Source organism: Streptomyces sp. NPDC005962 (genome assembly GCF_040629205.1).
Lineage (GTDB): Bacteria > Actinomycetota > Actinomycetes > Streptomycetales > Streptomycetaceae > Streptomyces.
This window is the reverse complement of sequence record NZ_JBEXVE010000007.1, coordinates 342,946-360,919: the sequence shown is the minus strand read 5'-3', so window position 1 is coordinate 360,919 and position 17,974 is coordinate 342,946. Positions and strand designations below refer to the sequence as shown.

At 68.9% G+C, this 17,974-nt stretch carries 16 protein-coding genes and 3 pseudogenes; 4 read left to right on the top strand and 15 right to left on the bottom strand.

From position 1 onward, the window contains the following. Positions 1 to 704 precede the first annotated feature (704 nt). The 4 genes from ABZ370_RS15385 to ABZ370_RS15370 all read right to left on the bottom strand — a co-directional run bounded on the left by ABZ370_RS15385 (position 705) and on the right by ABZ370_RS15370 (position 4,418). Positions 705 to 1,388 carry an NAD(P)-binding oxidoreductase gene (locus ABZ370_RS15385; RefSeq protein ID WP_358620385.1) on the bottom strand — a complete coding sequence of 228 codons (684 nt, stop codon included), beginning with the start codon at positions 1,386 to 1,388 and terminating at the stop codon, positions 705 to 707. Further along, the gene (locus tag ABZ370_RS15380; RefSeq protein ID WP_358620384.1) at positions 1,385 to 2,194 is read right to left on the bottom strand and encodes an inositol monophosphatase family protein; all 810 of its coding nucleotides are present in this window, start codon (positions 2,192 to 2,194) and stop codon (positions 1,385 to 1,387) included. The genes ABZ370_RS15385 and ABZ370_RS15380 overlap by 4 nt, the downstream gene beginning before the upstream one ends. A gap of 303 nt (positions 2,195 to 2,497) precedes the next feature. Beyond that, positions 2,498 to 3,025, bottom strand: coding sequence for a hypothetical protein (locus ABZ370_RS15375; protein WP_358620382.1), 528 nt, complete (start codon positions 3,023 to 3,025; stop codon positions 2,498 to 2,500). Positions 3,026 to 3,608: 583 nt separating this feature from the next. Beyond that, a complete protein-coding gene (locus tag ABZ370_RS15370) occupies positions 3,609 to 4,418 on the bottom strand; it encodes an inositol monophosphatase (protein WP_358620380.1) in 810 nt (269 codons plus the stop codon). 125 nt (positions 4,419 to 4,543) lie between these two features. Here ABZ370_RS15370 and ABZ370_RS15365 point away from each other — a divergent pair, with 125 nt between their 5' ends. Continuing rightward, positions 4,544 to 5,455, top strand: coding sequence for a LysR family transcriptional regulator (locus tag ABZ370_RS15365; RefSeq protein ID WP_358620378.1), 912 nt, complete (start codon positions 4,544 to 4,546; stop codon positions 5,453 to 5,455). A gap of 158 nt (positions 5,456 to 5,613) precedes the next feature. Here ABZ370_RS15365 and ABZ370_RS15360 read toward each other — a convergent pair. From ABZ370_RS15360 to ABZ370_RS15350, 3 genes and pseudogenes are all read right to left on the bottom strand, one after another. Beyond that, positions 5,614 to 5,769: pseudogene (locus ABZ370_RS15360) on the bottom strand (transposase); the annotation flags it as partial. Positions 5,770 to 5,978: 209 nt separating this feature from the next. Beyond that, positions 5,979 to 7,517: an FAD-dependent monooxygenase gene (locus ABZ370_RS15355; protein WP_358620376.1), complete on the bottom strand. Its 1,539-nt coding sequence runs from the start codon at positions 7,515 to 7,517 to the stop codon at positions 5,979 to 5,981. A 26-nt stretch (positions 7,518 to 7,543) separates the two neighbouring features. After that, entirely contained in the window at positions 7,544 to 8,425 is an 882-nt protein-coding gene (locus ABZ370_RS15350) for an NmrA/HSCARG family protein (RefSeq protein ID WP_358620375.1), read from the bottom strand. Positions 8,426 to 8,749: 324 nt separating this feature from the next. On the opposite strand from ABZ370_RS15350, the gene ABZ370_RS15345 reads away from it, so the two are divergent. After that, positions 8,750 to 9,196, top strand: a complete 447-nt coding sequence (locus ABZ370_RS15345) for a MarR family transcriptional regulator (RefSeq protein WP_358620374.1) — start codon at positions 8,750 to 8,752, stop codon at positions 9,194 to 9,196. Between the two features lie 151 nt (positions 9,197 to 9,347). Here the strand turns inward: ABZ370_RS15345 and ABZ370_RS15340 are convergent, their stop codons facing one another. Beyond that, the gene (locus ABZ370_RS15340; protein ID WP_358620373.1) at positions 9,348 to 10,232 is read right to left on the bottom strand and encodes an NmrA/HSCARG family protein; all 885 of its coding nucleotides are present in this window, start codon (positions 10,230 to 10,232) and stop codon (positions 9,348 to 9,350) included. Positions 10,233 to 10,430: 198 nt separating this feature from the next. Here ABZ370_RS15340 and ABZ370_RS15335 point away from each other — a divergent pair. Then, a pseudogene (locus ABZ370_RS15335) lies at positions 10,431 to 11,198 on the top strand (SDR family NAD(P)-dependent oxidoreductase); the annotation flags it as partial. Here the strand turns inward: ABZ370_RS15335 and ABZ370_RS15330 are convergent. Continuing rightward, the gene (locus ABZ370_RS15330) at positions 11,117 to 11,980 is read right to left on the bottom strand and encodes an SDR family oxidoreductase (RefSeq protein ID WP_358620372.1); all 864 of its coding nucleotides are present in this window, start codon (positions 11,978 to 11,980) and stop codon (positions 11,117 to 11,119) included. The pseudogene ABZ370_RS15335 and the gene ABZ370_RS15330 overlap by 82 nt on opposite strands. A 117-nt stretch (positions 11,981 to 12,097) precedes the next feature. Next, positions 12,098 to 12,694 carry a LysE family transporter gene (locus ABZ370_RS15325; protein WP_358620371.1) on the bottom strand — a complete coding sequence of 199 codons (597 nt, stop codon included), beginning with the start codon at positions 12,692 to 12,694 and terminating at the stop codon, positions 12,098 to 12,100. Between the two features lie 79 nt (positions 12,695 to 12,773). Here ABZ370_RS15325 and ABZ370_RS15320 point away from each other — a divergent pair, with 79 nt between their 5' ends. After that, entirely contained in the window at positions 12,774 to 13,637 is an 864-nt protein-coding gene (locus ABZ370_RS15320) for a LysR substrate-binding domain-containing protein (protein WP_358620370.1), read from the top strand. A 45-nt stretch (positions 13,638 to 13,682) separates the two neighbouring features. Here ABZ370_RS15320 and ABZ370_RS15315 read toward each other — a convergent pair whose 3' ends face one another. The 5 genes and pseudogenes from ABZ370_RS15315 to ABZ370_RS15295 form a co-directional block, all read right to left on the bottom strand. Further along, complete coding sequence (locus tag ABZ370_RS15315) at positions 13,683 to 14,165, bottom strand: NAD(P)H-dependent oxidoreductase (protein WP_358620369.1); 483 nt, start codon at positions 14,163 to 14,165, stop codon at positions 13,683 to 13,685. Then, positions 14,143 to 14,625: pseudogene (locus tag ABZ370_RS15310) on the bottom strand (zinc-binding dehydrogenase); the annotation flags it as partial. The pseudogene ABZ370_RS15310 and the gene ABZ370_RS15315, both read right to left, overlap by 23 nt. Before the next feature lie 17 nt (positions 14,626 to 14,642). After that, positions 14,643 to 15,857: a cytochrome P450 gene (locus ABZ370_RS15305; RefSeq protein WP_358620368.1), complete on the bottom strand. Its 1,215-nt coding sequence runs from the start codon at positions 15,855 to 15,857 to the stop codon at positions 14,643 to 14,645. A 28-nt stretch (positions 15,858 to 15,885) separates the two neighbouring features. Further along, positions 15,886 to 16,893: a PDR/VanB family oxidoreductase gene (locus ABZ370_RS15300; protein ID WP_358620367.1), complete on the bottom strand. Its 1,008-nt coding sequence runs from the start codon at positions 16,891 to 16,893 to the stop codon at positions 15,886 to 15,888. 131 nt (positions 16,894 to 17,024) lie between these two features. Continuing rightward, complete coding sequence (locus ABZ370_RS15295) at positions 17,025 to 17,801, bottom strand: IclR family transcriptional regulator (RefSeq protein WP_358620366.1); 777 nt, start codon at positions 17,799 to 17,801, stop codon at positions 17,025 to 17,027. Positions 17,802 to 17,974 lie beyond the last annotated feature (173 nt).

Sequence of the window (17,974 nt, the reverse complement as noted above, 5' to 3'; positions counted from 1 at the left end):
GAGACGCATCTGAGCCGGCCAGCCAGCGGGACGCGCCGCGCCGGGAGACCACCACCGCCACGCCGATGATGAAACCTGCCCCACCGGGCGCGACGTTGGCGGGGCTGGAGACCGAGATCGGGCCGCGCGAGGAGGTCATGGCCGCCTCCACGCTGCTTGGGGCGGAGCTGCTCGGGCCCGCGGATGAGGAGGCTGAGAACGACCGTGCTCGGCAGATCCTCGCCCACTGGGACACCGCGCCAGGTACCCACGAGTGCCCCAACTACTGCAACTGCCACCGGGCCCCGTGCTGTGGCGCGGGCCGCTCACCGGGTACGCCGCTCGAGCAGCCGCACGGCGAGCTGGCCCAAGCCCGCGCCCAGCACGATACGCTGCGCCGGGACGGGCTGAGACGTCCTACGCGGGGCGTTGTCAGGTCTACGAACCCGCGGCGCTTCCTCAGCACGGCCGCATGGCTGGCACCCTCGAGGATCTGTAAGGGCTGTGCGACGGTGCCATCGCGGCCGGCCCGGTTCCCGCGTCCGTGGCCTGAGCGACGAGAATGCCGCCGCTAACGCCGAGCAGATCCCGGCGTCCTACCTCGAGGCCGGCCTGCGCCAGTGTCACCTTGACGAGCCGAAGTCAGTAGCATCTCGCGCCTGTCCGTCGATTCGGGTCAGGCCAGGCCAGGCGCAAAGGGAGCAGCGTGGACACCAGGCAGACACTCAGCGGTCGAGGGGCACGTAAGTGCCGCCGGGTAGGTCCGGTGTTTCGGCGGCGTCGAGCAACGCGGCGGCGACGGTGGCGCGGCTGACGCGGGCGGGGAAGAGCCGATGGGGTGCCTGGCTCAAGTCCACAGTGCGACGGTGTTCGCTGAGCGGTCCGGCAGACAGCGGCCCGCAGTGAAAGACCGTGCCCCCGGCGTCGAGGATGGTGGTGTCGGCGGTGACCTTGTCGGTGAGTTCGGCACCCATGGCCCGCAGCAGGGTGCGCGTCAAGACGCCGGCCGCGGCGGCAGAAGCGCCGGTGCCGAACGCCCCCATCCAGATGATGCGCTCGGGGGCGGCGGCCACGGCGCCACGAGCACCCGCAGTCAGCACACCGACCTGGTCACGGCTGGGGATACCCAGTGCGGAGATGATGGTGGTGGCGTCTTTGAGCGCACGACCGATGGCGTCGGTGTCCCGTACGTCGGCGCGCACTCGGATGAGCTGGTCGTCATGGCCGGTGGCCGGGAGGCGGTCGGGATTACGGGCAACAGCCGTGACGGTGTGACCACGATCAAGGGCCTGCTGAATCAGCTGCTGCCCGGTGGCGCCCGAGGCGCCCAAAACGGTGAGATGCATGGTCGAACTCCCTATAGACAGGCGGTACTTGGGGTCTGGCGATTGCGCGCCGCGGCGGTTCATTTGGTACTGGACAGCACGTTCAGAGCGGCGGCGTGCACTCCTGGCGCAGCGACCAGCAGGTCGGTGCCCGGCCGCCAGGGCTGGCCGTACAGGTCGGTGGCTATGGCGCCGGCTTCGGTAGCGAGCAACACGCCAGCGGCCACCCCTGACATCTCGGGCTGGAACTGCCAGTAGGCGTCGTACTGGCCGGCGGCCACGCCCAGCAGGGGGAAGGTGGTGGGGATGGTGCTGCGTACCAGCAACGCGTTGCCCAGCATGGCGGCGAATGCCTTCGCCATGTGCCGACGTTGCGCCTGGTCTTCGCCGCCGTCCTGGCTGGTGGTCATCATCGCCACTTTGAGGTCGGTCTTGGCGGACGCCTGCAGCCGAGTTCCGCTGCGGAAGGCACCGCCGCCGCGCACGGCAGTATAGGTGACGTTGCCGATGGGCTGATGCACCACGCCGAGCACAGGCTCGTTGTCGCGGACCAAGGTGATGGTGGTGCCCCATTCGGTCAGCCCGTGCAGGTGGTTGATCGCGCCCTCGACGATGTCGCTCACCCACCACTCGCCGGCGGCCAGGCCCCCTTGGTGCTGTTCCTCCTCATCCTCGCCTAGCCAGGTGGCCTGCGGCCGGATCGCGGCCAGGGCAGCCTCAACGCCCGCGGCGGCTTCTTCTTCCATAGGTCCGAAGCGGCCCATGATGTCCTCACGGGTGGCCGGTCGGGCCTCTGGTGAGTAGCGCGCAAGTACGCGGGCGCCGATCCGTTCGGCGACCTCGACGATGGCGGGGAGCATTGCCGAGTCGTCGGTGACCGTGCTCGGCACGGCAGGAGCGGACTTGGCAGGAGTAGACATGGCGGGGACCTCCGAGAGGTAAGAGACATGAGCAGAAGCTGCTACTTCAGCGGTGGTTGTTCGTGTACAAGGGCGGGGTTCAAAGGGTTCCGGCGAGCGACACCATCCCGCCCAAGCCAGACCGCGCGCTCCCTGTACCGCCAGTGCATATGCATACGTCCTGCGGCGACCCGAGACAGTTGGTGGATGACCGGCACGGGCATACGCACGTATAGGACCGCACGCAGCACCACGCGACCAAGGCCCCTTGTGCCACGATCTTCGGGGGTTGCGTTACTTGCGAACTCGGCCCCACGGTTTGAAGACCGAGAGGACCATGGCAAAGCTCAACAGCGCCATGGCGGTGGCGGCGAGGAATGAGACGAACCAGATGTCCTGCAACGGCTGCTCGCCCGTGGCGAGTTCGGTGACAGGACCAAGGAACGCCAGCATCATCGCGCAGGCGATGACGTTGAGGGCCAGCTTCACAGCGACCCACCAGAAGCGTACGAGGCCCCACTTGGTCGCCAACCCCAGTAGGGCACCGGTGAGCAGGCAGACCGTCCCTGCTAGGAGTGCTGAGAGCAGAAGAGGGACGACGAAAAAGTCCGCGAGTGCGCGATATACGGTGGTGCGGTCCTCGCCCGCGCGTGCCCAACCGATCGCCACCAGGACGATGGAGATGACATCGATGCCGATCCAGGCTCCCGCCGAGACGACGTGCGTGACCAAGATGCTCTTGCGCAGCCGGACCGGGATGCTCCATAGGACCCGGCGAGCCCGTTGCGGTGGGGTGGTCGGCGCTGTGGAAAGTGTGGTCATGGCTGTCCTAGTCTGTGGATTGTCTCGGCCACGGCTCAGCAGTCGGAGCCTGTGACGGGGCCGCTCTGAACGGATGGGTGACATGCCGTGTGCGGCCGTCCGGCCTGTCTGTCTCTCTGTCCGGAGCGCTACGGACATGACGCGGCCATCTCGATCATGTCCGGTGCGGTGAACCCGAAGGTGGTCATCATGACGGTGGCCCGCTCACGGGCCTGCTGGACATCGACGACGCCGACCCGCCAGCCGGGGTCCAGGACGGGAAGGCCGGTGGGGGTGGGCGTCGTTTCGAGGTCTCGGCCGAGCTTGGTGTATCGGCTGCCCTCGGTGAGGCCCAGTTTCGAGGCAGTGGCGTCCCCGTCGGGGGCGGCGAGGTGGTCCGATCATGAGCGAGCCCTGCGCCACCCCCTGCTCCCGGTAGACGTCGCATACCTGGCTCGGGTCCTGGACGGTGATCGGAAGGTCGGTACGGAGCGGACCCGACGGCCAGGCGTACGCGCCTTCGTGCACACCCACAACGCCCGGCTCTGCGCGCGCGATAGCGAGTTGGGGTGGGCAGGGCCAGGGTGGTCCGGCAGGGGGCCGGTCAGATCGAGGACAGGACGTCCAGCGCAGTGGTGTGGATCTTGGGGGCGGCGGCCAGGAAATCGCGGCTGGCCGCGTGCCAGGGCTTGCCGTCCAAGTCGGTGACGGTGCCTCCGGCCTCGGCGACCAGTAGGGCGCCCGCGACGAGACCGGAGCGGACGTCGGAGAACTGCCAGAAGGCGTCCATACGTCCGGCGGCGATGTGGATGAGCTGCAGCGTGGCCGGCACGGACACACGTACAACCAGACCGGCGGCGAGCATGGCGGTGACCGATTGCCCGATGCGGCGGAAGGTGTCGGTGCTCTCGCCGGGCCGGGCCTGTCCGGTGCCGATCAACGCGGCCCCCAGGTCGCTCTTCGCCGACACCGTCAGCGTACGGCCGTTGAGGTGGGCGCCACCGCCGGCGGTGGCGGTATAGGTGTCGCCGGTCAGCGGGAGGTGAACGACCGTGAGGACCGGCTGGTTGTCGCGCACCAGGGTGGCGGTCACGGCCCAGTCCGGCATGCCATGAACGTGGTTGATATTGCCCTCGACCGGGTCGACGACCCACCACTCGCCCGGCGGGAGGGCCCCGCCGGCCAGCTCGTCCTCCGCCCACTGCGATCCCGCCCTCGCCCGCAGCAGCGGCTCTCGCAGTACGGCGAGGACTGCGTCGTCATTCGCGTGGATCTCGCCGACGACCTCCTCCAGGCTCATGCCCCGGGCGTGGGTCGTGTAGCGCTTCTGCAGGGGGACTCCGGCGTCCTCCACCGCAGCGGTCACTGCGGACAGGAGCGTGGCGTCGGGGTCAAAAGGCATGGCTGTGGTCATGGGGCATTCCCTTGGGTCGGTAGAAGCAGGGGCGTTCACGGACGCTGTCCCGGCCCCTCGCCTCGAAGGTAGAAGCCGTCATTGTTAACAGCAAGTGCATCGTTGTCACTTATATAGTTACTGGTATGCAACTGGACCTGAACCTGCTCGCCGCCCTGGATGCGCTCCTCGAGGAAGGAAGCGTCCAGGGTGCCGCCGCCCGCCTTCATGTCACTTCCCCGGCGATGAGCCGCTCTCTGGGCCGTATCCGCAAAGCCACCGGCGACCAGATCCTGGTCCGCACCGGACGCCACATGACTCCCACCACCCGCGCCCTGGCCATGCGCACCCAGGTCCACGCCTTGGTGCAGCAGGCCCACCACCTGCTGTCCGCTCAGACGGAACTCGACCTGGCGGGGCTGGAGCGGGTGTTCACCGTCCGCTGGCACGACGCCCTCACCACCACCTGTGCAACCGCCCTGATCGCCGCAGTGCACCGCCAGGCCCCCGGGGTGCAACTCCGACTGACCGCCGAGCCCGGTGACGACACCCCCGAGCTACGCCGCGGTGAGGTCGACCTCGCTTCCAGTGCCGGCCCGCCGTCCCTGCCCGACATCCGCCACCGCCTCATCGGCCGCGACCGGCTCGTCCTGGCCGTCCGCCCAGGCCACTCCCTCACCCAACAGCCCGTCACCCCCGAGAGATACGCGGCGGCCGATCACCTCACCGTCTCCCGGCGCGGACTCCTCCACAACCGGATCGACGACGCCCTGAGCACCCTCGGCCACAAACGCCGCGTCATCGCCTCCGCCCCCACCACCGCCACCGCACTCCAACTCGCTCGCGACACCGACCTCGTGGTCACCCTCCCCGACGCGGCCACCCGCTCCGCCCGCGACCAACTCGGCCTGACCACCCTGCCAGTGCCACTCGACCTACCCGAGGTACCCCTGCACCTGCTCTGGCACCAACGCCACGACAACGACCCCGCCCACACCTGGCTACGCGAAACAGCCACCCAAACCCTGCGCACCCTGTTCACCTCACCCAGCCAGTAACAGCCCAACAGGCCACACCCGCCGGACCGCCCCTCCAACCCCCCTTGCTCCCGCGTCGGCCGCCATGACCGCGAGGTAGGCATGGGCAAGCATTGCCATGGTGATGTGCCGACACCAGCCGGTGTAACGACGGCCACTGCACCGATGCGCGGGCCGAAGATCTGCTGGGACTCGGGCACTGCGAGCACATAGCCGAGACCGGACTGCTCCAGCAGACGGCGGAAGCGTCCCTCTTGCCCATAGGCGGCGTCCGCGGCCACCCAGACGAGGGGGAACTCGGAGGCCAGGGCACGCAGTACGAGGCGCTTGGCCATAGTCCCGCATCCGGCGCCGCAGGTCGGCGCGGCCAAACCGGTGGCCGATGCAGAGGAAGAGGTCGTCGAGTTCTCGTTCCCAGGCCACGTCCGCACGTTCGTCGATCACGTTGGGAGGCTGGAACGGGTCGCGGCGGCGCCCTGATCGGCTGGCGCACCGAAGCAAGGCAGTGGCAGGGCCCGGCTTCCCGGGCCCTGCAATCCCGGCTCTACGGCAAGGGTGATCCGAACCATGTCTCCAGCGCGGCGCGCAGCCCCGTGGTGTCGGTGACCGGGTCGCCGGCCCAGCAGACGTAGCCGTCCGGTCGCACCAGGAAGGCGTCCGCGGGCGGGGTGTCGGGGGCGGGCACCGTTCCGGTGACGACGTCGACCCGGCCCTTCCATGCCATGGCCGCATCGCCGGCTTCGGCCGTTTCGGTCAGGAGGGCCAGCACACCGTGACCGTGGCGGAAGTAGGAGCTCAGATGACGGTGCGACTGCGGGGTTACCACAGTCACATCCGGCATCCGCCGTCCGATCAAGGGATGCGTGCCTACGATGTCGTACCTGGTGTCCAGCGCTGCTCCGCGTTCGACGAAATGGCGGTTGACTTCCGGGATCTGCAGCAGTTCGTCGAGCATGTCGCGCACATCCTGAAGGCCAGGGTCGGGGTCGAGCAGCAAGGCCTGGAGCCGCGCTTGGCGCAGCATCAGCTCGCCTGCTGGATGACGCTCGCTGTGGTAGGTGTCCAGCAGCGCGTCACCACCCCAGCCGTGCACGGCCGAGCCGAGCTTCCACCCCAGGTTCATGGCGTCCTGCACCGCTGCGTTCATGCCCGGGCCGCCTGCGGGGAACTGCACATGCGCGGCGTCGCCGGCGAGGAAGACACGTCCCTGCCTGTACCGTTCGGCCTGCCGGTTACTGTCCGTCAGCCGGGTCAGCCACCTGATGTCGTGCAGCCCGAAGTCACTGCCGGCGATCTCGACGAGCGCGGCTCGCATCTCCTCCTCGGACACGGGGGCATGACGATCGGCGACATTCTGCCCGTAGAAGAACGTAAAGATCCGGTAGATGCCCGGTTCGGGGAGCGGGACAGCCGAGAACCAGGTCCGCTCCTCCGGCCGCACGACGCCGTAGGGGCGCAGAGGCCCCATACCCTCGCCGACCGGCAGTTCGTCGCTGAACTTGCCTTCGGCCAACAGCCAGTAGAGAGTCGGGCCCTGGCCGGGGAAGGCGATGCCGGCGAGCTTGCGGGTGGTACTGCGCCCGCCGTCGCAGCCGACCAGGTAGGAGGATCGGATCTCGTACTCGCCGTCCGGCCCGCGGATGCCGGCGGTGACCCCGGCATCGTCCTGTTCCAGCCGGATCAGCTCGTGCCCGCGTCGGAACTCCGCACCGAGCTTTCGGGCGCGCGCGGTCAGTATCTCCTCGACATCCTCCTGCGGGCGGTACGCCGCGTGCGGATGGCGGCTGTCGAGGTCCTCGTACTCCAGCGGCGTGGGCAGGCTGGCGAAGTTACCTTTGTGAAGCAACGGCGCACCGTCGAGGAGTGCCTCAAGCGCCCCGCGGAGCTCGAACTCCTCAAGCGTACGTGTCTGCACGCCGAGCCACTTGTGGTCGGACTGTTCGGTCAGCCGCTCCACGACCAGTGTCCGCACACCTGCCAGCCCCAGCTCACCGGCGAGCAGCGCGCCCGCTGGACCGCCACCGACCACCACTACGTCAACATCAACATCCATCGATGCGTTTCCCTTCTGGACGATCGACACCTCTGACTCGGCTGCGACAGCGGTTGTCACCGGCCCGGGAGTGTCCAGCCGCTGGAGCGCAGCCACGTGGGCAGGTCCCACGCACTCGGCTCGATCGCCTTCACCGCATCGATGTCGGCCTGATAGGCGGGCGTCTCCGCGAACCAGCGGAACATCGCCTGGGTGTCCGGGTTGTCGTCGAGGACCTTCAGGGGAAGGGCTTCGTATCGTGCCGGGAGCCCGGCGTGTTCGCCGAAGGCGGCGGCGATCTGGCTGCCGGTGCGTTCGTCGCCGGCGATCTCGATGGTGCCGCCGGGCGCCTCCGCGGTGCCCAGCAGGAGAGCGGCGCTCATCCGGCCGATGTCGTGGACGGCGACCATCTGCAGCGGGATGCCGTCGGGCAGCGGTATGCGCAGCACGATCTCGCCCTGCTCAATGCTCGGTGCCAGGAACGAGAAGTTCTCCATGAAGGCGACCGGGCGGACTATCGTCGCCCTCAGGCCGGACTGCTGGAGGTATTCCTCCACACGGCGCTTCGACTCGAAGTGCGGTATGCCCGAGTTGCGTTCCGCGCCGCCGACCGAGCTGAACACGACGTGCGGCACGGCGGCCGTGACCGCCGCGTCGACGAGGGCGGTGCCCAGTTGCGTCTCGCCTTCGATGTCCGCGAGGGTGTGCCCTGCGGGGGTGGTCATGAAGAAGAAGGCGTCCACCCCCTTGAGCGCCGTCGACAGCGACGTGGCGTCGCCGATCTGAATGCGCGCGAGTTCGACTCCGCGGTCGGCGAGCGCCTGCGCCCGGTCGGACTCGGGGTTACGTACGAGGGCGCGCACGTGCGCACCGTGGGTCAGGAGCGCGTCGATGACCGATCCGCCCTGCTGGCCCGTGCCGCCGAAGACGGCGATCGTGCCGAATGACTGTGTGCTCATGATTGCTTCTCTCTCTGGGCCCGCCCTGAAGCCGGTGCGGCAGCGGTCGCTGCCATGCCCGGCGCGAGCGGGTTGTCTGTGTCTCGGTTTCGTAGAAAACGCATCCGGGCGCTCTGGGGCGATGGCGTGCACTGGGCGAGCCCGCCACGGCACATGCGAGTCTGCTCCGGACTAACCGGTGGCGGAGCGCTGCTGGTGCCGCACCAACAGCGCGCAGAGCCGCATCACCATCGGCGGCCCAACAGTTCCTGCCGTGAACTAAAGTAGTTCCTGCCGTGAATTTCTGCAAGGTAAGCTGACGTACAGCGAAGGAAGGGTGCGCCGGTGACAGAGAACGACGACTTCGGAAACAACCTGGTCTGGCTGTCCGTGCTAGTGCAGCGCCGGTACGCACAGATCTGCGCTGACCACGACCTCACGTCGGTCCAGGCGACACTCCTGTGCGTGATCAAGGATCAGCCACAGGGCATGGGTGAACTCGCACAGCTGCTCGGCGTGGCCAAGAACGCGCTCAGCGGTCTCGTTGACCGCATCGAACGACGCGGACTGGTGCAAAGGGAAGCACTCCAGCGCGATCGGCGGGCGGTCACACTCAGCACCACCGCGCTCGGCAAGGAGATCGTAGACGCGCTCTACGTCGACGTCGCCCGGCGCATGCCCGATATCGCCGGTGCACTGCCCACCGACGAGCAGCACCAGCTCGCCAACTCCGTCGCCCGCATCACCGCCCATCTGACGGCATCGTCCATGCAGTCGCCGGGATCGATGTGACCGACGTTTTCGGCGGCACGTAAACAGGAACTCGTCACCGCCACTGCCTGCGGGCAATCCCGTTTGGGTCGGGGCTGCCTTGACCGAGCGGAGCAGGGCCCGGAAGTTCACTCAGTGGATGGTGTTGCTGCGATGGGTATCCAGCAGTGCGTCACCGGCCAGGGCTCGGGACCGCCCATCCGCTGGAGCGGATCCACGCAGGCAGGTCCCACACGGTCGACTCGATCGCCTTCACTGCTTCGATGTCGGCCTGGAAGGCCGGCGTCTCTTGCAGCCAGCGGAACATTGCCTGCAGATGAGGGTTGTCATCAAAGGTATTCAGCGGCAGAGCCTCATAGCGTGCCGGCAGCCCGGCGCGCTCGCCGAACGCGGCGGCGATCTGACTGCCGGTGCGCTGGTCGCCGGCGATTTCGATGGTGCCGCCTGGTGCTTCTGCGGTCCCAAGCAGGAAGGAAGCGCTGATCTGCCCGATGTCGCGGACCGCGATCAGCTGCAGCGGGATGTGATCGGGCAGCGGCATACGCAACACGACCTCGCCGTCCTCCACGCTCGGCCCCAGGAACGGCAGATGGTCCATGTAGACGACCGGTCGGACCAGCGTCGCCCGCAGGCCGGACTTTTCAAGGCGCTCCTCCAGGTAGCGCTTGGACTCGAAGAGCGGCACGCCCGAGTCGCGGTCAGCACCTCCAACCGAGCTGAAAACCACGTTCGGCACGGCCGCCGCGGCCGCCGCATCGATGAGGGCTATGCCCTGGCGCGTCTCGCCGTCAACGTCGTGGGTGTCACCCTCGATGGTGGTCATGAAGAAGAATGCGTCGACCCCTTGCAGCGCGGCCAGCAGCGATGCGGCGTCACTGACCTCGATGCGGATGAGCTCGACTCCTCGGCCGGCGAGTGACTGTGCCCGGTCGGAGCCAAGGTCACGGACGAGGCCGCGTACGTGCGCTCCGCGGGACAGGAGTGAGTCGATGACCGCTCCGCCCTGTGCATCCAATGCATCGAAGACGGCGATTGTGCCGGATGACCGTGTGTTCATGATTCCCCTTCTCGTGTGTACGTCGACACCGGTGCGACAGTGATTGGCAGCCAGCGGGCCCCATGTCGATGGGCTTCGGAAATGCCGTCCGGGGTGCCGCGGATGAAAGGAGCAGCAGAGGGCAAGCTCTGGATGCCCCTGCCGCTAGTTCCTGCCGTGAACTAAAGTAGTTCACGGCAGGAACTTTGGCAAGAGGGGATGGGGAGCACGGGAAGGTGTGCGGACTGCCGCCCCTCCGACGAGTGGATCGGGGAAATGGCCACCGGTTCGGCCGTCCCGACCTGCGGCGCCGGATGCGGGACACTGCGGCGCCCGGCGGCCGCCGAGCGGGAAGCGGGCCCTGGGAAGACCACCCTCACGGGGGTGTGGCACACCTGCCGGCTCCCTGGCGAGCATGGAGACATGCCGAACGAGAACAACCCGAACGAAACCATCCGAAGCAACGCATCGCCGGTGTGGCTGATCACCGGATGCTCCAGCGGCCTCGGCCGCGCCCTGGCCGCGCACGCCCTCCAGCGCGGCGACCGGGTGGCCATCACGGCCCGGAACCGCGAGGCCGTGGCCGACCTCGCCGCCGACCATGGCGACCGTGCGCTGGCCCTGGAGCTGGATGTCACCGATCCCGGCTCGGTCACCGCCGCCGTCCAGAGGTGCGAGGCGGAGTTCGGTTGCGTCGACGTCCTGGTCAACAACGCCGGATACGGCTACCTGGCCGCCGTCGAAGAGGGCGAGGACGCCGCGGTCCGCGCGCTGTACGACACCAACGTGCACGGCGTGGTGACGGTCCTCAAGGCGGTGCTGCCCGGCATGCGGGCCCGCCGCTCCGGCCGGATCATCAACGTCTCCTCCTTCGGCGGCCTGGCCGCCTTCGCCGCGACCGGCTACTACCACGCCACGAAGTTCGCCCTGGAGGGGCTGTCCGAGTCGCTGGCCGCGGAGGTCGCCCCGCTCGGCATCGCCATGACGATCGCCGAGCCCGGCGGCCTGCGCACCCAATGGGCGGGGTCGACGGCGAGGATGATTCCGGTGGTCCACCGGGCCGCCCGAGGAGAGGCGAGGTAGGCCGCGGCCTCCGCGATGTCCTGGGGACTACCGATCGGCCCCAAGGGATAGGCGACTGAGACCTGCTGGTCGTGCGCCTGGCGTTGCTGAGGGTTCATCTGCCCCAGGTAGGCGTGTTCGTAAGTGGAGGTGTGTACGGCGCCGGGGGCGATGGCGTTGACACGTACACCGGAGGGACCCAGTTCACTGGCAAGGGCCCGTGTCATGGAGTTGATGGCGTCACGAGTGGCGGAATAGGCCGCTGAAGTGCGGCCCGCCGCCATCTTGTGTGCCCAGTAACTGCTGATGTTGATGATGCTTCCCCGAGCGAGAATCAGCGCGTCCAGGAGAGCCTGGCTGAGCAGGAAGGGCACCTTGACATTGAGGTGCCACATGGTGTCGAACGCATCGGTGGAAGTGTCGCCCAAGGAGGCGAAGTGAGCCGTTCCGGCGTTGTTCACGAGGGTGCTCACCCGGTCGGTCAGGGCCAGGATCTCGCGGGCGACGGTGGTCACGGCACCGGGATCGGAGAGGTCGGCGGTCAGGGTGTGCACACTGGTGCCGTGCTGCAGCAGGGAATCACGAGCTGCTTTTAGCCTGTCGGGGTCGCGTGCGATCAGAATCAGATCAGCACCCTGGGCGGTCAAGGCGCTGGCGATGGCGTATCCGAGGCCGTCACTGCCACCGGTGACGACGGCGGGGCTCACGCTCTGGGACATATCATTCTCCGAACCGGTGATCAGAGGACAGGCTCAGTGCCTCGCGCCTGCCCAGGGGGCCCTCGGCGAACGGGGCGGCCATGAAGCTGGGGCTGTCTCTGCGGGCTATATCCACATCAGCACGATCGAGGCGACGAGCAGCCCGGCCAACAGCAGATTGACCGCGTCCCATTGCCGGTCGGTACGCAGCAGCCTCGCCAGCAGGAGACCTGCCAGACACCACAGCGACAGGGACAGGGACGCCGCCACGGCGAAGGTGGCCCCCATCAACACGGCGAGCTGGGCCGGGCCGGCGGCCAGAGCGGCGAACGAGGCCGCGGCGCCCAGTGACATGGTCCACCCCTTGGGGTTCTGCCAGAGCATCCACACGCCGCCCAGAAACCCGACAGGCCGCGCGGCGGCCTTCGGGCTGCCGGGGGCGCCCGCACGCGCGGTGCCCACCGCCAGCCACAGCAGATAGAGACTCCCGACCAGCTTCATGACCACCTGCAGCCAGGGAACGGCCAGCAGTACGCCGCCGAGCCCCGCGGCGGCCGCGGCGGCCATCGAGGCGAGCCCCACGGCGATTCCCGCCATCAGCGGAACCGAACGCCGGAAGCCGAAATGAGCACCCGACGCCGTGGCCAGCGTGGTGGCACCGCCTGGCGTGACGGTCGCGATCAGCGCGAAGACGACCAACGGAGATAGTTCTGCGACATCCATGGTCAAAGATTGATCGCGCCACCATAGATCAGTAAAGCGAATGTTTTACATGCGATCCATTACGAAATATAATGTGCGGATGCCGCGTGATCTCGACCTCACACTGCTCCGGACCTTCGTCGTGGCGGCAGAGCGGGCCAGCATGACCGCCGCGGGAAACGCCCTGCACGTGACACAAGGAGCGGTCAGCCAGCAGATCGCCCGGCTCGAATCGGCCCTCGACTGCACGTTGTTCATCCGCGGCAGGCGAGGTCTCCGCCTCACCGCGCACGGTGAGCGCCTGATCGGCCGGGCCCGCGCCATGCTCACCCTCAATGACGAGATCTGGGCCGACATGACCGAGAACACCGTCACAGGAGCGGTGCGTCTCGGCGCTCCCCACGATCTGGTCGGCACCCTTCTTGCCCACGCGCTCAAGAATTTCGCCGAACGCTGCCCGGACGTCGAACTGACACTGCGCTCCGGCTCCTCACCAGAACTCGCTCAAGCCCTGGCCAGAGGCGACCTCGACGTCGCCGTGCTGGAGGAGCCCACCGGGCACACTCCCGGGGAATGTCTCATGACCGACCAACTCGTCTGGGTGGGCGCACGTGGCGGCACGGCACACCGGACACGGCCACTGCCCGTGTCCATGGTCTCCACCACCTGCGCCTTCAGGCCCGCCGTCCTGACAGCACTCCGCACGGGCGGAACCGACTGGCGCACCATGTTCGAGAACGGAACCATCGAGGCAACCGCCGCGACCGTCCGCATGGACATGGCCGTCACCCCCATGCTCGCCTCCACGGTCCCCCGGGACCTCGCCGTACTCGATCACCACGCCGCGCTGCCGCCACTCCCCTCGTTCGCCGTCAACCTTCATCTCCCCGACACCGGACCCAGCCCAACCGCCCACGAACTCGCGGCGCGCTTGCGCGAAGCGATCCCGCACCGGCGCGGATGAGGGCGCCACGAGCATCGGTCGGTAGGCCGACGTGTCCGGCGTCGATCAGGGACGGACGCCGGCCAGGGCCTGGCCGCAACTGCGGGCGGCGTCTTCGGCATCAGCCCGAAGCTTCATGGCGAGTTCTTTGAGCTGGGCCATTTCCGGGTTGGTGTCGGCGAGGGTGAGTTCGGTCTCGACGACGCGGAGGTCGAGTCGCCATACGTCGGCGAGGATGCGACGCATCCAGGCGGTCGCGTGGTCCCAGCCTTCGCGCGGGGTTCCGGGGCCGTAGCCGCCACCGCGGACCGTGACCAGCACCGCGGGCTTGCCCTCGGTGACCGGCACCGCTTTGGGGCTCATCCTCGGGTCGGTTACCACGAGGTCGGCCCAGGTCTTGAAATGCTGGGAGACACCCCAGTTGTAGAGCGGCACCGCGAACAGCAGGGCGTCGGCCCCGGCAAGCTCGTCAGTAAGAGACGCAGCCAGGGCGAGCGCTTCACGCTGCTCGGGTGGGAGGTCGCGCGACCACGTCCGCGCCGACCCCACCGGTCAGCTCGCGTACCGCCGTCACGGGGTCCGTGTCCCGAGCGTCGACGGTGTGCGTGGCGCCCAGCGACACCGCAGCGGCGAGCTTGCGGCCGTCGATGTCCACGGTGATGATCTTCGCCGCGCCCAGCCGGGATCCCATCACCGCCGCGTCGCCAACACCGCGGCCGACCGCGCTGGATCGCCGCGCCGATGCCCGCCATCGACGCCACAGCCCAGCAGCCCTGCAGCGGCCGGGTCGACCTTGGTGCACTGCCCTGCCGCGGCCAGGGGCTTCTCGGCGAAGGCACCGAGCCCAAGGCCGACAGCGCCGACAGGCCCGGCAATGGCCGCACATGACACGCCAGTTGAGGATCACGAAGTCACCGGGCCCGACGTCGCACATCCGCACGCCTGGATCCGGGTCGGGGATCACGAGCGTCTCGATGCCGACCGGCTTGTCCTTCGCCCGCGCGATGATGCCTCATCGACGGCGGATCAAGCAGCCGTCCGGACGCGCACGGGCAGGGATGCCCACGAGCGCAGGGTGTTGTTGGGGTGGCGGTGCGGTGTGCCGGTGAGTTCGATCCGCTCGACGCGACGCGCCAGGGCGGTCAGCAGAGCCTCGGCCTCCAGGCGGGCGACGTGCTGGCCGATGCACTGGTGCAGTCCCATGCCGAAGCCGACGTGGCCGGAGGGGGCACGGGTGAGGTCGAAGCGGTCGGGGTCGTGCCAGCGGCCTGGGTCGCGGTTGGCCGCGCCGAGGAACATGAGGATCTTCGCGCCCTCAGGGACGAGCGTTCCGGCGATGGTGACGTCGGTGGTCGCGGTGCGGAAAAACGTCTGCACCGGTGACTGCCAGCGCACTGCTTCGTCGAAGGCGGTCCGCGCCAGATCGGTCCGCTCCCGGAGCCGTTGCCATTCGCCGGGGTGGGTGGCGAAGGCGTACAGGCAGGCCGCCAGGCCGTGCACGGTGGTGTCGATGCCGGCGGTGAGCAGGGACCGCACCACCAACGGTGCCTGTTCGCGGGTGAGATCACCGCGGTCGGCAGCGGCCCAGATCTGTGCGCCGAAGCCGTCCCCGCTCAGTGCCTCCCGGACGCACTGGGCGTTCACCCATGCCGAAAGCTCGGCCATCCGGTGGGCGTCCGCCGCGACGAGGTCGTTGCGCGGACCGAACGCGTTGAAGGCCATGTTTCCGTACGGCAGGAGGTTCTCCCGGCCGTCGGGGCCGAGGCCCACCGCGTCGGGGAAGGCCCGCAGGGGGAACGCCTCCGCCAGCGCCACGAAGGCGTCGAACTCCGTGGATTCGGCGAGGGCTTGGTCGACGAGTTCCTCGGCCACCGCGGCCCACGTCGTGCGCAGACGCCGCAGGACGGGCGGGGCGAGGATCTCGCTCAGCACCCGGCGGGGGGCGTCGTGGCGGGGCGGGTCCGCCTCCAGCAGCAGGCTCGGCGGGCGCCATGGCCTCTCGTGACGGAAGTTGGCCAGGCCCACGCCGGAGCCCGACTCGAAGTGCTGCCAGTCCACCAGCGCGGCGTGCACCTGGTCGTAGCGGGCCAGCGCGTGGACGTCGTAGCGCGGCAGGTACACGACCGGACCGGCCTCGCGCAGGGCCTGGTGCAGCGGTTCGGGGTCCAGCAGGACCTCGTGGGCGAACGGATCGGCGTCACTGACGGGCAGCGAAACAGCACGCTGCAGTGCCTCGGACATCGCGGCTCCTTGGGGATGTAGGGAGGTCTCAGAGATCGAGGACGAGACGGTCGCCGCAGGATCGGGACACGCACACGAACATGCAGTCGTCCGCCCCCCGTTGGCGGTCGGTGAGAACGGAGTCCCGGTGGTCGGGCTGCCCTTCCAGCACCGGCGTCAGGCAGGTGCCGCAGGTTCCCTGCTCGCAAGAGGACAGCACGTCCGCTCCCGCACGACGTACCGCCTCCAGCACCGAGACCTCCGGAGTCACGGTGACGGTACGTCCCGAGCGGCGCAGCTCGACCTCGAAGGGCGTCTCCCGCACCGGCGCGGTCCGCGCGGCGGCGGTGAAGCGCTCGACGCGCAGGGCGTACGGCGGCCAGGCGGCGCAGGCCGTTTCGACGGCGGCGAGCAGCGGGGCGGGGCCGCAGCAGTACACCTTGGTGTCCGGTCGCGGGCCGCCCAGCGGGGTCGCGAGGTCCAGCAGTCCGAGCTCGTCCTGCGGGACGATGTGTACTCGCTCACCGTAGGTCTCCGTCAGCTCCTCGCGAAAGGCCATCGATGCCCGGGTCCGGCCGCCGTACAGCAACTGCCATTCGGCACCGAGCAGTTCGGCCTGGCGCACCATGGGCAGCAGCGGGGTGATGCCGATGCCGCCCGCGATGAAGAGGTACTTCTCCGAGGGCACGAGGGGGAAGTGGTTGCGCGGGCCGCCGACCCCGACGCGGTCCCCCGGCCGCAGCTGGTCGTGTACGTAAGCGGATCCGCCGCGTCCCGCTGGTTCCCTCAGTACTGCGATCCGGTAGGTGTGCGCGTCCCATCGGTCGCCGCACAGGGAGTACTGCCGGGTCGTCCCTTCCGGCAACACCAGGTCGATGTGGGAACCCGGTGTCCAGTCCGGCAACCGGGCACCGTCCGGGCGCATGAGGGTGAGTGACACGACGCCTTCGGCGACGCGCTCCTTCGCGGAGACCTCCAGAGTTGCCGCGCCCCCGCGCGTCGGCTGTCCCGTGCCGACGCCGGACCCGACATCCGCAACCACGCTGATTCCGACCACGTCGCCGCCTCCCGTCGTTGGGTTGCAGGCAGGATGCGCGGCCACCACGAACCGTCGCGATGGCGTTCTCAATCAGTGAGAGACGAATTTCCGGTGATCGTCATACGGCCGTCGCACTGCCGCCACGTGAGTCATCCGCCTCGTTGCGGCCGCCCCTGGGCGGCCGGTGCCCCCAGCGCCCGGGAGACACCACGTGCCGCGGTCCGCACCACCGGCGCGACGGACGCGGCCCCTGCCTCGTTCGGGACGATCACCGCCAGCGCGGCCACCACCTCACCGCGCGCGTCACGCACCGGCGCCGCGATGCCCAGGACGTCGGGGTGCACGTACCCGGGGCAGTTCGCGTACCCCTGTCGGCGGACCTCGGCCAGCTCGGCCCGCAGCCGCGCGGCGGTGGCCGGCGTGTTCGGGGTGTAGCGGTACAGGGGTTCGTCGAGCACCCGTCGGGCCAGGTCGGAGGGGCCATGGGCGAGGAGGATCAGGCCGCTGGAGGAGGCGTGCAGCGGGAGGCGGCCCGCGATGCGGGTGTAGTTGACGACCGCCCCCGGGGCCGTCAGCCGCTCCAGGAACAGCACTTCGTCGCCGTCCAGCACGCCGAGCTGCACATGATGCCCGACGACATCGTGGACGCCCTCCATGAACGGCATCGCCGCGTTGCGCAGCGACAGGGTGGGCGAGGCCCGGGTGGCCAGCTCCCACATGCGCATACCGATCCGGACTCGGCGGTCGGCGTCCCGGGTCAGGAACCCGTACGAGACCAGCTCGGCCACCAGCCGCGACGCGGTCGCCACGTGCAGCTCCGTACGGCGGGAGATCTGCGAGACGGTCAGGGCCGACTCCTCCGGCGTGAACGCCTCGAAGATCCGTACGGCCCTCGCCAGAACCGACTCACCGTTCTGTGTCCTCACCTCGCCATCATCGGATTCCTTTCAGCCGCGTCAAGCCCACGGCCGCACAGCCAGCGCGCCGTACGTCGGGTGCTGGGCGACCCCACCGCCGGTCCGGCGTTCCGGCGGGATCAAGAAGGGCTGCGGCGCAAGGTGCTGTGAGAACATCCGGCTCGGCACGGCCGGGTTGCGTG

Excerpts from the sequence above, each read along its gene's own strand:
- ABZ370_RS15385 (WP_358620385.1), bottom strand. The coding sequence starts at position 1,388 with ATGAACCGCCGCGGCGCGCAATCGCCAGACCCCAAGTACCGCCTGTCT.
- ABZ370_RS15305 (WP_358620368.1), bottom strand. The coding sequence starts at position 15,857 with ATGTCCGAGGCACTGCAGCGTGCTGTTTCGCTGCCCGTCAGTGACGCC.
- ABZ370_RS15350 (WP_358620375.1), bottom strand. The coding sequence starts at position 8,425 with ATGAGCACACAGTCATTCGGCACGATCGCCGTCTTCGGCGGCACGGGC.
- ABZ370_RS15375 (WP_358620382.1), bottom strand. The coding sequence starts at position 3,025 with ATGACCACACTTTCCACAGCGCCGACCACCCCACCGCAACGGGCTCGC.
- ABZ370_RS15365 (WP_358620378.1), top strand. The coding sequence starts at position 4,544 with ATGCAACTGGACCTGAACCTGCTCGCCGCCCTGGATGCGCTCCTCGAG.
- ABZ370_RS15325 (WP_358620371.1), bottom strand. The coding sequence starts at position 12,694 with ATGGATGTCGCAGAACTATCTCCGTTGGTCGTCTTCGCGCTGATCGCG.
- ABZ370_RS15340 (WP_358620373.1), bottom strand. The coding sequence starts at position 10,232 with ATGAACACACGGTCATCCGGCACAATCGCCGTCTTCGATGCATTGGAT.
- ABZ370_RS15320 (WP_358620370.1), top strand. The coding sequence starts at position 12,774 with ATGCCGCGTGATCTCGACCTCACACTGCTCCGGACCTTCGTCGTGGCG.
- ABZ370_RS15370 (WP_358620380.1), bottom strand. The coding sequence starts at position 4,418 with ATGACCACAGCCATGCCTTTTGACCCCGACGCCACGCTCCTGTCCGCA.